This is a genomic window from Clostridium manihotivorum, assembly GCF_004015185.1.
In the GTDB taxonomy this organism is placed as follows: Bacteria; Bacillota; Clostridia; order Clostridiales; family Clostridiaceae; genus Clostridium_AR; species Clostridium_AR manihotivorum.
Genome location: NZ_CP025746.1, coordinates 4,793,214 through 4,806,750, shown reverse-complemented (window position 1 = coordinate 4,806,750; position 13,537 = coordinate 4,793,214). Strand labels below are relative to the sequence as shown.

At 30.4% G+C, this 13,537-nt stretch carries 13 protein-coding genes; 11 read left to right on the top strand and 2 right to left on the bottom strand.

The annotated features are described in order from the left end of the window. Window positions 1-38: 38 nt before the first annotated feature. Both C1I91_RS21605 and C1I91_RS21600 read left to right on the top strand, forming a co-directional pair. Window positions 39-239, top strand: a complete 201-nt coding sequence (locus C1I91_RS21605) for a hypothetical protein (RefSeq protein WP_128214735.1) — start codon at window positions 39-41, stop codon at window positions 237-239. A gap of 58 nt (window positions 240-297) precedes the next feature. Next, the gene (locus C1I91_RS21600) at window positions 298-483 is read left to right on the top strand and encodes a hypothetical protein (RefSeq protein ID WP_128214734.1); all 186 of its coding nucleotides are present in this window, start codon (window positions 298-300) and stop codon (window positions 481-483) included. Window positions 484-826: 343 nt separating this feature from the next. Here C1I91_RS21600 and istB read toward each other — a convergent pair whose 3' ends face one another. Further along, window positions 827-1,570 carry an IS21-like element helper ATPase IstB gene (istB, locus tag C1I91_RS21595; RefSeq protein ID WP_128214733.1) on the bottom strand — a complete coding sequence of 248 codons (744 nt, stop codon included), beginning with the start codon at window positions 1,568-1,570 and terminating at the stop codon, window positions 827-829. Continuing rightward, window positions 1,558-3,120: an IS21 family transposase gene (istA, locus tag C1I91_RS21590; protein WP_238475863.1), complete on the bottom strand. Its 1,563-nt coding sequence runs from the start codon at window positions 3,118-3,120 to the stop codon at window positions 1,558-1,560. The genes istB and istA overlap by 13 nt, the downstream gene beginning before the upstream one ends. A 307-nt stretch (window positions 3,121-3,427) precedes the next feature. Between istA and C1I91_RS21585 the strand changes: the two genes are divergently transcribed. The 9 genes from C1I91_RS21585 to C1I91_RS21550 all read left to right on the top strand — a co-directional run bounded on the left by C1I91_RS21585 (window position 3,428) and on the right by C1I91_RS21550 (window position 13,345). Further along, window positions 3,428-4,705, top strand: coding sequence for a helix-turn-helix transcriptional regulator (locus C1I91_RS21585; RefSeq protein ID WP_128214732.1), 1,278 nt, complete (start codon window positions 3,428-3,430; stop codon window positions 4,703-4,705). A gap of 78 nt (window positions 4,706-4,783) precedes the next feature. Continuing rightward, the gene (locus tag C1I91_RS28350; RefSeq protein WP_164880615.1) at window positions 4,784-4,924 is read left to right on the top strand and encodes a hypothetical protein; all 141 of its coding nucleotides are present in this window, start codon (window positions 4,784-4,786) and stop codon (window positions 4,922-4,924) included. A 261-nt stretch (window positions 4,925-5,185) separates the two neighbouring features. Next, window positions 5,186-5,665, top strand: coding sequence for a hypothetical protein (locus tag C1I91_RS21580; protein WP_128214731.1), 480 nt, complete (start codon window positions 5,186-5,188; stop codon window positions 5,663-5,665). 586 nt (window positions 5,666-6,251) lie between these two features. Further along, the gene (locus tag C1I91_RS21575) at window positions 6,252-6,944 is read left to right on the top strand and encodes a FadR/GntR family transcriptional regulator (protein ID WP_128214730.1); all 693 of its coding nucleotides are present in this window, start codon (window positions 6,252-6,254) and stop codon (window positions 6,942-6,944) included. Window positions 6,945-7,400: 456 nt separating this feature from the next. Next, window positions 7,401-8,189 (top strand): electron transfer flavoprotein subunit beta/FixA family protein, encoded by a 789-nt coding sequence (locus C1I91_RS21570; protein WP_128214729.1) that lies wholly within the window; start codon window positions 7,401-7,403, stop codon window positions 8,187-8,189. Between the two features lie 33 nt (window positions 8,190-8,222). Then, complete coding sequence (locus C1I91_RS21565) at window positions 8,223-9,401, top strand: electron transfer flavoprotein subunit alpha (RefSeq protein ID WP_128214728.1); 1,179 nt, start codon at window positions 8,223-8,225, stop codon at window positions 9,399-9,401. A 39-nt stretch (window positions 9,402-9,440) separates the two neighbouring features. Beyond that, on the top strand, window positions 9,441-10,847 hold the full coding sequence (locus tag C1I91_RS21560; RefSeq protein WP_420808441.1) for an FAD-binding oxidoreductase: 1,407 nt from the start codon (window positions 9,441-9,443) through the stop codon (window positions 10,845-10,847). A 451-nt stretch (window positions 10,848-11,298) separates the two neighbouring features. Then, window positions 11,299-11,646 carry a carboxymuconolactone decarboxylase family protein gene (locus C1I91_RS21555; protein ID WP_128214727.1) on the top strand — a complete coding sequence of 116 codons (348 nt, stop codon included), beginning with the start codon at window positions 11,299-11,301 and terminating at the stop codon, window positions 11,644-11,646. A 229-nt stretch (window positions 11,647-11,875) separates the two neighbouring features. Next, a complete protein-coding gene (locus C1I91_RS21550; RefSeq protein WP_128214726.1) occupies window positions 11,876-13,345 on the top strand; it encodes a leucine-rich repeat domain-containing protein in 1,470 nt (489 codons plus the stop codon). Window positions 13,346-13,537: the final 192 nt, after the last annotated feature.

The window sequence follows — 13,537 nt, the reverse complement described above, 5'->3', positions numbered from 1 at the left end:
AAAAACCATCTAATCATATAAATACAAGGAGGCTTAATATGTGTACTGTAATTGCAGAATTTAGAATTAACAATTATGCGGTTTTGAGATTAGACAAAGATATACTATTCAGAAAATATTCTAAGTATTTAATAGATGGAGTAGAGTTTCATATTGTACCAATATATGATTTGACAAGATGTATAGCAATAGAATCAGATAAAAGTTTTTTAAATAAAGAAGTTAAATTTATAGAATAATCAATAAAAATAAAATCATAAATCAAATTTATAAAATTTTAAAGGAGATATGTGAATAATGTATAACGGAAAAATGACAGATGAATTAAAGGATTTAATTAAACAACACTATAAGTTATTTGGCGATGATCCAACTAGTGATATGGAACTGGAATATGGTGCAAATGGCTATTATGACTTGGTATCAGATATTAAAATAGCTATAAAAGAGAATAAACCAATATGTGAAGTTGTAGAATATTAAGCACTTATTAAGAAATAAATAGTAAGTGCTTTTATTATGTCTAAAAATTATAGGCTAGAGTGGAGTAAGCATTAGAAATAAGACTTTTTCTTTTGTCTGGAATGATGTTAAACTACACGTTTTGGGGGTTTTAAACCGAGTAATGTTAAGTAAACTATAAGTTGAAGAATTTTCATTGAAGATCAAGATGAGGTTTAGAATATAGGATGTAATATGTTAAATAAAGTATTAATTCAATAAGATGCTGTAGTTAATAATGGATTTAAAGCTTTTTGTTACTGGCAAGTACTTTTGGAGAAATTTCGGCAAATAATTTTACTGATATTTTTCCATTTTTCATATCTTATAATATAGATTGCCTATGCTCAAGCCTATAACTTTTACCTGTCATATTAAAGAGTTCGCACTTGTGTACAAGTCTATCAAGAACTGCCGTTGTTAAAGCATCATCTCCAAGAAGTTCAGCCCAATCCTCAAAGCCTTTATTAGAGGTGACTATTATTGAAGCCTGTTCATGAAGGGCAGATATTAACTGAAAGAACATATTAGCTTCTTCTTTTGTTATTGGAAGGTATCCTAATTCATCTATTATGACAAGGCTTGAAGAGAGTATGCTATTAACCTTTCCCTTGCTTTTTCTTGATATATCTTGAGTTTTAAGTACATGCATAAGATTGTCCATAGAAACAAAACTAACTTTATACCCAGCCTCAACGGCTTTTAAGCCCATTGCGATAGCAAGGTGGGTTTTTCCGACACCGGGAGGCCCAAGGAAGATAAGATTGAACATCCTATCTATCCATTCTAATTCTATAAGTCTATTAATTTGTTTACTTGTTATAGACTTCTGGAAATTAAAATCAAACTCTTCTATTTGCTTTATTACTGGAAAACCTGCGTTTTTAAGCAACCTTTCCTGTGATTTTGTTTCTTTTAGGATAATCTCATTTTTTAGTATATTTAAGAGCAAATCTTGATAGGATAAGTCCTTAATATCAGCATCTTCTATGAGATTTGAAGCATTAGTATTTAAATAGTTAAGTTTAAGAGTTTTTGCATAATCCTTTATTAATTCTAGTTTTTCCATGTTATTTTATCTCCCTTCAAAGCATTTGTATATTCACTGATGGCTCTAACTTCTGTTTTTACACCTTTGCACTTTGAAGGAATGGTAGCATTATTCAAATTAGGTTTATTGTTTTTTCCTTGGCTAGTTTTAAGATTTAAATGTTCGAGAGTGTCTTTAAACATGCCTGCACTCCAAAGCCTACGGCGGACGCAATACTCAACAGCCTTCTCTATAATGTCAAAATCATAGTTTGGTGCAGCCTTAACTATTACACCTAGTTGATCCTTAATATATCTTGATCGTTCTCTCTTTATGTTGTCTAAAAGAACTCTTGCAATCTCCGTATCACCAAGCACGTTGAGTGCTTTACCGTACATCTCTTCAGTGGTTTTGCTTATCTGTCTTTCTGGATGATTAAGTTTAACTAATTCTCCTTTTTTATTGCTTAAAGCATGATGCGCTATAATTTCTCCTGACTCTAAATCCACTATATCCATTGAAGTATCTTTAATAACTAGTTTAACCTGTTTCCCAGGCTCATATATACCCTTAGGAACCTGGTATCTATTCTGTTTATAAAAAACTGTATTGTTTTTTCTCACGGCATAGTTTAAACTAGTATCATCGGATTTTTTTCTAATCGATTGAGGTACTTGTTGTAAGTGTTGACTCTCCAAAGCAAACACTTCTGCTGGTACTTTTTTCGTTATATCGTGCAATTTTCCATTTCCAGTTCTCTCAAGCCATTTTAGGCAATCCTCATTAAAAGAATCTATATCCACAAATGTCCTATGTATTGCAAAATTGTATTTAACAAACTTAACTACGGCTTCAATTTTACCTTTACTTTCTGGGTCATATGCTCGACAGAGTCTAGTCTTGAAACGCATTATATTAATGTAGTTTTGAAAATCTTGAGTATAAATAACATCTCCAAAGTTTTCATCTACTGCAAGAACTCTATCCTGATCGTATACTATTTCTTTCGGCATTCCCTTAAAATATTCAAATGCTCTGTCATGAGCTTCTATGAAAGATTCTGTTGTAAAAGGCTTATCGAGCCAATGCACAAATTTAAATCTAGAGTGAGATAGCACCATTGCGAAACAATAAAGTTTTATCCTCGAACCGTCAGGCTTATGCTGCCAAGTCTGTCCAAAATCTACTTGTGCTTGGTATCCCATAGGCAATTCAGGAACCTCAATATATTGCCTTTTATAGGCAGCTTTCGGCAGATTATGATTTGCTCTTAACTTATTAACATACCATCGTAAGGTTCTCTCCTTAAAATCTAACATACCATATTTTTCTTGTAACCAATCATAAATTTGAGCAGTAGATATATCATCAAATTCTCTAATCCATTCAAGTACATCTTTCTTGTACATATCTACTTTCTTGGTTCTACTTTTTGCTTTTTTCATTAATTCTGCATATTCCTCAGGTGTCATGTCCCAATATTTCATTATTGTCTTATAATTTATCCCCATTATCCTTTCTACTTGAGATTTTTTAAATCCTTTATTCTTTAATTCAATTATTTCTGCAAACACTTTCCATTCCTTCATTCCGTATCCTCCTCTGATGAACAACGATTCTATTCTATCAAAGGTAGGAGTATTATTGAACTATACTGGTAATTTTTCTCCCTTTTTGTTTGCCGAAATATCTCCATTTTATTTTACCATTTACACTTTTTCAACCTCATAAATTTTATTTACATTTTAAACGGTACAAATGATGATTTTTTGAAGAATAAGTGAAAAAACTTAACCAGTAAATGTAAAATATTATGCAATTTGCAATTAATTAGGTTATAATAAAAATTAAGATTGTATAAAGTTGATACAGTATTGTAGTATAGGGGTGAGAAAATTGGAGTTTTATAATCCAAGTGAAAAAATCAAACTTATGAGAAAAAAATTTAGAGTTAATCAAGCTGAATTAGAAGGTTTAAATATGACAAGAGCCTTCATTAGCATGATGGAAAGCGGAAAGAGAACTGTAAGTAAAGCAAGTTCTAAAGCTCTAGCAGAAAAATTTAATAATATAGCAAAAAGAATATCTGTTAACTTAGACTTAGATGATGAGTATTTTTCAAGAACACCTAAAGAAGATGCAAGATTCTATTGTGAGGAACAGTTAAAGAAGGAGTTAGATTTTAATCAGTTACAAGAGCTTATTAAAATAGCAAAAGAGTTTGAATTAGATGACTTATTAGCTCAAGTTTATAAGGTTTTAGGGGACAAGCGTTATAAGAAGAAAGAGTATGTGGAAGCCGCTTTATACTTACGTAAGGCACTAGGAAAATTTAAGGAACTTAGAGATGATAAATCACAAATTAAAGTGTATTTTTCATTGGGGCTATGCAAGAGAAACAATGGAGAATATGAAGATGCTATACAGTATTTTGAAGATTCAATAACGTATGCTTTAGATGAGAGAGATATGAAAACATATTATAAATCTAACGTTAACATAGCGACAACATACTGCCAACTAAATGAATTTGATAAATGCCTGTACATAATTGATAATAGCATATTAAATCATAGTAGTGAGATAGAATTTGAGATATTATGCTTTGCAAAGATAACTAAAGCTACTGTTTTGTATAAATTAGAAGAGTATGAAGGAGCTCTTAAAGAGTTTTTTAATTTAGTAGATTTAGTTAATGGAAAGGATGATTCTAATTTAGCTAAAATATATAATGATATAGCAGAATGTTACTATTCTTTAGGTGAGTACGATAATAGCTTAAAGTATATAGAAAAGTCACAACAGGTTACACTTAAAATTGATAAGGCATCTCTTCCATATACTTTAAATACAAAGGGTAAGATACTATTTAAAAATAATCTATATTCAGAAAGTATATTAATTTTAAATTTAGCTATTGATATAGCCGAGCAGTATAAGAATATAGATGCTCTTTTGCAGAGCTACAAGGATTTAGTTAAGGTATATGAATCTAAGCAAGACTACACAAGTATAACAAAAGTAATGAATAAATTATTAGAAACCTTAGATAATTTTGATACTAGCTTAGGAAGATCTTATGCTATGCTAAAATTAACAGAAGCATCAGTTCACCTAGACGATAAAGAGGAGGCTGTAAGCTTGTTAAATAAATTGGAAAACTTAATGGTATAAATTTTATTACACATATATTGTAAATATATGTGTATAATATAGTATAATTAGTTTATAAATGTAAGGAGGTCTGTAACTATGAAAAAAAGTTTCTTTAAAGCTATAGTAACTATTATGTTTATTGGTATGTTTTTGGTTCCAATTGTAGGGAATAATTTTTCAATTCACAATGGGACAATCAGTGCAACAGGGATTCAAGATCCAGGAGTTATAGAATAAGAAATTAGAAAAGCTAGGTGAATCATTTAATGAGTTCATCTAGCTTTTTTAGTTATATTTAAAAACGAAGACTATCATTGAAATCTTCAATAAAATATTTGGTGCTTTTACTACTTCATAAAGTAGTTGTCTATTTAATAATAAGTTAAATAATTTTCATTACAGAGGTATGAATCTATTACTGTTATGAAAATTACTACCACTAATGGTTGATTGAGAAACTCTGTAGCGTTAACCTATATAATAGGGGAGGGATTCATTATGAAGAAACATATAAAGTTAAAAGTATTTATTTTAATTATTGTTTTATTATTTGCTAGCTTTGCGTTAATTAGATCTTATATAAACAAAACTAAAGATATAACATATATAATCAGTACTAACTGGAAAGTTGAGCTACCTAAACCTATACAAAAGACTGAGGTATTATCAGATGAAATAGGTGGTTTTACTGGTGATGGCACGCAGCTTGTAAAATTTACATATGATAAACCTATATTCGATAAATTAATTAAAAAAGTTGATTTTATACCAGCAGATGGCAAGTTTTATTCTAAGTATGATTTATTTCTTAAATCAGTAAATAAGAAAAGTGAAATAAATGAGTTAGTTGATGTAACTAATAATAATACCAATATCAAATATAAGATTGTAGAAGCTCCTTCAGGTTTTTTTATTATGTTAATAGATGGTAGTAAATCTAAGGATTTTACATTATATTGTTTAACATGTACTAAATAAATCCGTTAGTTTTAGAGAAAAATGTTGTTATTGTAATTTTAATAGTTGAAATTGAATATATTTTTATATATAATGTAATAGTTGGTTTTTTGTTAAATATTTGTGAAGATGTTTATGAGTTTAGTAGTAAACTTATAAATATACAAGTTCCATGGCAAATAATTGTTTTGCTAAATAATAGGTGCCATAAAAAATTTATCTAAGTTATAAATATTAATTAGTATATAAGGTCTCACGGCTTACGTAAGGGGTTTGTCGTGGGGCTTTTTTATATTTAGATTAGTATAAAATCTTTTGATGTATAAATCTAGTAACTTCAAGGATTTAGAACAGATATTTAGGGCAAACAGTAAAAAAGATTATGTAGATTGATAGAATCTCTTCATATAAATACAGATAAGGCAGATGCGCAAAAAAGTTCACTAAAGAAGGTGGCTATAGCAAATTTTTATCTACTATAATGCTGTTTGAGTTGATACTCTCAGTTTTATCCTTAAGTATATATAGAGCAGTTGTTAATGTTTGTATAATCGAGTAAAATTAATGTAATATAATTTGATTTTGGTTTAGTGAGGAGATAAAGAAAGTGTTTACTCAAGTTAAGAATACAAAAGTATATGAGCAGATAATAGAACAGTTCAAGACTATGATTGCAGAGGGAACTCTAAAGAAGGGGGATAAATTACCTTCTGAAAGGGATTTAGTAGAGCAATTAGGGGTAAGTAGAGCAGCTATAAGAGAGGCTTTAAGTGCATTACAAATTATAGGACTTGTAGAGGCTAGACAGGGTGAAGGGAATTTTATAAAGGAAAACTTTGAAGAAAGTCTTGTAGATCCTTTTTTGCTTATTTTTATGTTAAATGGCAGTAACAAAGAACAGATATTAGAACTAAGAAGAGTTATTGAGATTGAGACTGTTGCCTTAGCGGCTATGAAAATAACTGAAGAGGAGATAACTGAGCTTGAACAATGTCTTACTAGCTTAAATGAGTCTGAAGATGAGGCCTCAAAGGTTAAGTGGGATAAGAGTTTTCATTATAATATAGCTAAGGCATCTAAAAATATTCTTATAATTAATATGATGAATGCAGTTTCTTCTTTAATGGATTCTTTCATCAGTGACGCTAGAGGAAGTATTTTAATGATCAGTGATAATAGAAGTATCTTGATGAAACAGCATGAAGCTATATTACAGGGGCTAAAGGATCATAATCCTAATATAGCAGCAGAAGCTATGAGACAGCACCTAGATTTGATACAGGAATACATAGTGAAATAACACTGGCATATATTAAAGTTTTATATATGTTTCGCAATTAAGATAATTAGAATATTTAAATTGAGTAAATAAGATTTCTTAAAGGTATGTTAACTAGTTTTAGGTATCCAACTGCAACTATGAATTTATGCATGACCGATAATCCCCAGAAGCCGGGATTATGGAACCTGTATAAATTAAGTTTTCGTAAAGGATATCTATAGTTAACATACCTTTATTTTATATAAGTTACAAAATCTAACCTTATTTAATATTAATAAGGACAAGTGCTGTGGATTGCAGATTAGATAAGCTATAGTAAGAGTATTAGTCTAAAGTAGTAAAATAGAAAATCTATTTCCTATAAGAAATTAAATAAAAACCTAGCAATATTTAGTAAAGTATGGTATTTTATAGTTATACTGGTCAGACCATAATACCAGTAGACGTAATAGTGTGATAGAGGGAGGAAGTCTTATGGAAATATTAGTATGCATTAAACAGGTTCCGGGAACAAGTAAAGTTAAGGTTGATGAAAAGACAGGAGTTTTGAAACGAGATGGCGTTGCTTCAAAAATAAATCCATATGATTTATATGCTTTAGAAACAGCCTTAAGGATTAAAGCTAAAGTAGGTGGAAGGGTTACAGTTATTAGTATGGGACCGCCACAAGCTGAATTGATTATAAAAGAAGCTTATATGATGGGGGCTGATGAAGGAGTTCTCATATCTGATAGAAGGTTTGCTGGTGCAGATGTGTTGGCAACTTCTTATACGATTTCACAGGGAATAAAAAAAGCTGGTAATTTTGATCTGATTTTGTGTGGTAAGCAGACAACAGATGGAGATACAGCACAGGTTGGTCCAGAGGTTGCCGAATACTTAAAGGTTCCTCATGTGGCTAATGTGAAAAATATTATTGATATCAAGGAAAGTTCCATCATATTAGAAGCTGACTTGACAAATGTATTGGAGAAGTTAGAGATCAAATATCCTTGTTTACTAACTATTGAAAAGGATATCTTTGAACCGAGACTTCCTTCTTATAAAAAGAAGCTTGAAACTAAAGATAGAGAAATAAGGACATATTGTTTAGATGATTTGGAAGATAAAGATGAAAAAATGTATGGTCTAAGCGGTTCTCCTACTCAAGTGGAAAGAATATTTCCACCAGAAGTAAATCTAGCCAAGGAAATATGGCAGGGAACTTCAGAAGATATCTGTGATAAGCTTTTTGAAAAATTAAAAGATATGAGATATGTATAGTTTTAAGGTATTTAAGAGGAGGAAGGAGAAAAAATGGGTAGATTAGTTGTTAATGAAGATAAATTAAATGATAAAGTTATTGATGAATTAGTAAAGCTATGTCCCTTTGGGGCAATAGAAAAAGCAGGAGATAAAGTTCAGATATCAGCTGCCTGTAAGATGTGCAGATTATGTGTTAGAAAAGGTCCTGCTGGGGTTATGGAGTTTGTGGAAGAAGAGAAAAAGTCCATAGATAAAAGTGAATGGAAAGGTGTAGCAGTATATGTGGAACACTTAGAAGGGGATATACATCCAGTAACTTTGGAGTTGATAGGAAAAGCTAGGGAACTAGCAAGTAAAATAAATCACCCTGTTTATGCTGTGTTTATTGGAAGTAATATTAAAGATAAGGCAGAGGAATTGCTTCATTATGGGGTGGATGAAGTATTTGTATATGATGATGAGGCTCTTAAATATTTTAGAATAGAGCCATATACAAAGGTTTTCGAGAATTTTATAAACTATAAAAAACCTTCAACAGTACTAGTAGGAGCTACAGCTATCGGTAGATCCTTAGCTCCAAGAATAGCTGCTAGATTTAGGACAGGACTTACAGCAGATTGTACCATCCTTGATATGAAAGAAAATACAGATTTGATTCAGATAAGACCTGCTTTTGGTGGAAATATAATGGCTCAGATAATAAATCCTAATAATAGACCTCAGCTAGCAACTGTAAGATACAAGGTTATGAATGCACCAGATAGAGGAGAAAAAAGAGGCAAACTGACTATATGTCCAGTAGGAGAATTATTCTCAAGCATTGAAGTGTTAGATATGGCTAAAAAGGATGTTGGTGTAAGTATATCAGATGCAGAAGTAATAGTTTCAGTGGGACGTGGTGTTAAGTCTAAAAAAGATATGGAACTAGTTAAAGAATTTGCAACTTTGCTAGATGGGAAAATAGGTGGAACAAGGCCTCTTGTAGAAGCAGGCTTGATAGATGTGAAAGATCAAATTGGTTTAAGTGGAAGAACTGTAAAACCTAAATTAATATTTTCAATAGGTATTTCAGGAGCAGTACAATATACCGCTGGCATGAACAATTCTGACTGCATAATAGCTATTAATAATGATGCTGATGCACCTATCTTTAATATTGCACATTATGGTATTGTTGGAGACTTTTACGAAATAATACCTAAGCTAATTGAAAAGATAAAAAGCAAATAATATCCATTCATTAAATAATTAGATATAGGAGTGATTACTGTGGAGTTAGATAGATATAAGGCTATAGATGAGGAAGATATTAAGTATTTCATAAATTTATTAGGTGAGAAAAGAGTTTTTTCAGGCGACGATATAAGTGAAGATCTTAGCCATGATGAGTTAGGTGGAATAAGTAAGTTTCCTGAAGTTGTAGTAGAAGTTTTGAACACTGAGGAAGTTTCAAGGATTGTGGCTTATGCTTATGAAAATAATATCCCAGTGGTTCCAAGAGGAGCTGGAACAGGACTTGTAGGAGCTTCTGTACCTGTGCATGGCGGAATAATGATAAACATGTGTAGAATGAATAAAATTCTTGAACTAGATGAGGAAAACTTAACATTGACTGTGGAACCTGGAGTTCTACTTATGGATATAGGAGATTTCGTTAAAGAGTATGATTTATTTTATCCACCAGATCCAGGTGAAAAGTCAGCTACTATAGCAGGGAATATAAACACAAATGCAGGCGGGATGAGAGCGGTTAAGTATGGTGTTACTAGGGATTACGTTAAGGGATTAGAGCTAGTGCTTCCAACTGGAGAGATAGTGGAAGTTGGAGGAAAGGTAGTTAAGAATAGTTCTGGCTATAACATAAAAGACCTAATATGTGGTTCTGAAGGAACCTTAGCCATAGTAACAAAAGCTATATTAAAACTAATACCTCTACCTAAGGAGAGTGTAAGTATTTTAGCTCCATTTAATAATTTATCAGAAGCTATAGGTGCTGTTCCTAATATAGTAAAATCAAAAACTAATCCAACCTCCATAGAATTTATGGAAAGAGATGTTATTTTGGCTGCTGAAGAATTTTTAGGTAAGAAGTTTCCAGACAATACAGCAGATGCATATCTTTTACTAACCTTTGATGGCAACAGCAAGGAAGAAGTAGAAGAGCATTATACTAGCATAGCCAATATTTTATTAAAGGAAGGTGCTCTAGATATATTAATAGCTGACACTGATGAAAGAAAAGAAGCTATATGGTCAGCTAGAGGTGCTTTTCTTGAAGCAATAAAAGCATCAACAACTGAAATGGATGAATGTGATGTTTGCGTACCTATAAGTAAGGTAGCGGAATTTGTGAATTATACTTATAAACTTCAGCAAGAATTTGATATAAGAATAAAGAACTTTGGACATGCTGGTGATGGAAACTTGCATGTATATATATTGAGAGATGATAAGGCAGAAGAGGAATGGAATCACAAGTTATCAGAAGTATTTAGATGCATGTACGATAAGTCAAAGGAGTTAAAAGGACAAGTATCTGGAGAACATGGTATAGGTTATGCAAAGAAGCAGTACTTAAGTGGACAATTAGGAGAAGTAAGTTTAGATTTACTAAGAAGAATTAAACTTGCCTTTGATCCTAAGAACATATTGAACCCAGGGAAGGTATGTCAGTAAGACTAATTAACCAGAAAATAATCTTATTTGGATGAGTTTATTATTAAAATCTAATATAAATTTAGCTTAGTATTGTAGGATATAAATTTTAGATGTTTTTTACTTAATATGTAATCAGATAATAAATATAGGAAGAACGCTTGTTTTGGTGTTCTTCCTATATTTGTTTAGTTATTGTAGAAATGAATTTTCGTACTATTAATACTATATTCTGTGCAAGACTAAAATCGTTTAACACGAATTTAATATTGCAATGAAGAATTTACTTTTTCATTTTATAAATTATTTGTGTTTATAGTATTGACTTGGAGTTAACTCCAGATGTTAGTATTAATTAGTAGAGGTAATATAAGGAAAATATATTGCTAAATAAAAGAGTATTGAAATAATACAACCTTATATGTTTAGAATGAAATAGTAAAAATATAATTAAGTGGAGGTAGAAAGCAAAATGGATAATGAAAGATTTGAAAGAGGATGTAAAAAGTTATCAGAAGTAGATGGACAGGTGGGAGAAGAAGTGGTAGCACCATTAGGAGATCTAGGAAAATATATAGTAGAGTTTGCTTTTGGCGATATATATTCTAGGGAGGGACTTAGCTTAAGAGAAAGAGAAATTGCTACAATTGCTATGCTGGCAAGCAGAAGTGGAGTAGAACCTCAGTTAAGAGTTCATATTAAAGCTGGATTTAATGTGGGCTTAAGTAAAGAGGAGATAGAAGAGATTATTATTCAAACTGTCCCTTACTCAGGGTTTCCTACAGCGATTAATGCATTAAATGTATTAAAGGAATTTTAGTGATATCAAAATACTAGATTAGAAACCTGGAAAGCCTGATTATTACTATATATTTATATGATTTTATAAATATATGATTATATGAATTTATATTTTAGATAAAACTGTGGATTAGTTAACAGAAATGGCTTAAAGAAAAAACAGTTAAACTTTACCGTAAAATAAGCATTAATTCCTTAATTTAGGCAGAAAATAAGGTTGTTATTAATGTTTATAGGAGTGATAAAGTTTGATTAAATTCAGAGTAGGTTTGAGTAATTTAGTAATGATTTTTATTATATGTTCCTTTAACACGAAGGCGTATGGTGAGGAAAATATAAAGTGCAGGAACAGTGCTTTGTTTTCAGTAGAAGCTCCAATTGCTATAAAGTTTAAAGACCGCAACCTTGAAGCAGCTATAAGAGAAATAATAAAAAAGCCTGAAGGGAATATAAACAACAAAGATATTATGGCCATTGAGGAAGTAAACTTGAGCAGAAAAAATATATTTTCTATAGAGGGGTTGGAAGCTTTCACTAATCTTAAAAGCTTGAATTTATTATTTAATAATATTATGGACATAAAGCCCTTAGAGACACTAAACAAATTGGAAGATTTAAATTTAGGATATAATCAGATAGAGCGTATAGAGTCTTTAAGTAATTTAACAAAGTTAAAACAACTTACTTTAACAAGTAATAAGATAACTAATATAGAACCTTTAAGTAGGCTTACTAACTTAAAGTCGCTATACTTAGGATATAATTCAGTAAGCGATGTGAGACCAATATCAGAAATAGATGGTATAGTTCATCTGGATCTTTGGGCAAATAATATAGAAGATATAAAACCACTTAGAAATTTGGTCAATTTAAAAAGTTTATTTTTAGGAAGAAATAGCATAAAAGATATAAGTGGTATCAAAACTTTAAAAAAGCTTATGGAGTTAGACTTAAGTGAAAATAAGTTAAGATATATAAAAACTATAAGTAACTTCAATGAACTGACTTATCTAAACTTAACCCGAAATGACATAGAGGATATTGATGCTATAAGCAATGCTAAAAAGTTAGTAAGGTTATTTCTATCAGAAAATAAAATTAAGGATATTGGAGTGTTAGGCAAACTTGCCAATCTACAATTTGTTGATTTAGATAACAATAGAGTGAATGATCTGAAAGGTATACATTCAGCTAAAAACTTGCAATCACTAAGGCTTGATTACAATAATATTACTTCAGTAGAGGAAATAGGTGAACTTAAGAAGCTAAAATACTTAGGACTTAGAAATAATAATTTAAAGGATATTACTCCATTAGCTAGTTTATATAGATTAAACAGATTAGATATTGCAAATAATAATATAAAAGATTTATGCCCAGTAAGAACTTTGCCAAAATTATCTTTAACTAACATTGATTTTTCAAGTAATCCAGTACCAAAGTATGTTTTTAAAGATAAGCTAAATGAACAATTTATTCTAGATACTTTATCCCCCTATATAAGTGAAGCTATAAACAAATACTTTGGTGAACCAAGGCAATATAATAATGATGAAATAGTTGATATTTATAAGTTAGAAGGTAAATATATTGTAAAAGTTAAAGTAGATACTTTTGTAGGTCCACACAATCCACCATATGGAGTAGAAAATATAACTATAAGTAAAGATTATTCTGGTATAAAGGTTGAGGAATTTATTCATTCTCCAGTAAGTTAAGGTTAATACAGTATAATTATAAAACTAAGTTATCAATTCTAAATGCACTGATAACTTAGTTTTTATATAAGAGAATATATTTTACTTTATCACGCTCTTTTAACAGTAACTATACTTAATTCCATAGTACTGCTATAGATATAACATTTTCTAATAAGAACTCTCATGTTAGAAATCATAGTAGATTTAAAG

What these genes read in the sequence shown, in the direction of transcription:
- C1I91_RS21555 (WP_128214727.1), top strand. Translation starts at nt 11,299, where the DNA reads ATGGATAATGAAAGATTTGAAAGAGGATGTAAAAAGTTATCAGAAGTA.
- C1I91_RS21565 (WP_128214728.1), top strand. Translation starts at nt 8,223, where the DNA reads ATGGGTAGATTAGTTGTTAATGAAGATAAATTAAATGATAAAGTTATT.
- C1I91_RS21580 (WP_128214731.1), top strand. Translation starts at nt 5,186, where the DNA reads ATGAAGAAACATATAAAGTTAAAAGTATTTATTTTAATTATTGTTTTA.
- istA (WP_238475863.1), bottom strand. Translation starts at nt 3,120, where the DNA reads ATGAAGGAATGGAAAGTGTTTGCAGAAATAATTGAATTAAAGAATAAA.
- C1I91_RS21600 (WP_128214734.1), top strand. Translation starts at nt 298, where the DNA reads ATGTATAACGGAAAAATGACAGATGAATTAAAGGATTTAATTAAACAA.
- C1I91_RS28350 (WP_164880615.1), top strand. Translation starts at nt 4,784, where the DNA reads ATGAAAAAAAGTTTCTTTAAAGCTATAGTAACTATTATGTTTATTGGT.
- C1I91_RS21605 (WP_128214735.1), top strand. Translation starts at nt 39, where the DNA reads ATGTGTACTGTAATTGCAGAATTTAGAATTAACAATTATGCGGTTTTG.
- C1I91_RS21570 (WP_128214729.1), top strand. Translation starts at nt 7,401, where the DNA reads ATGGAAATATTAGTATGCATTAAACAGGTTCCGGGAACAAGTAAAGTT.
- istB (WP_128214733.1), bottom strand. Translation starts at nt 1,570, where the DNA reads ATGGAAAAACTAGAATTAATAAAGGATTATGCAAAAACTCTTAAACTT.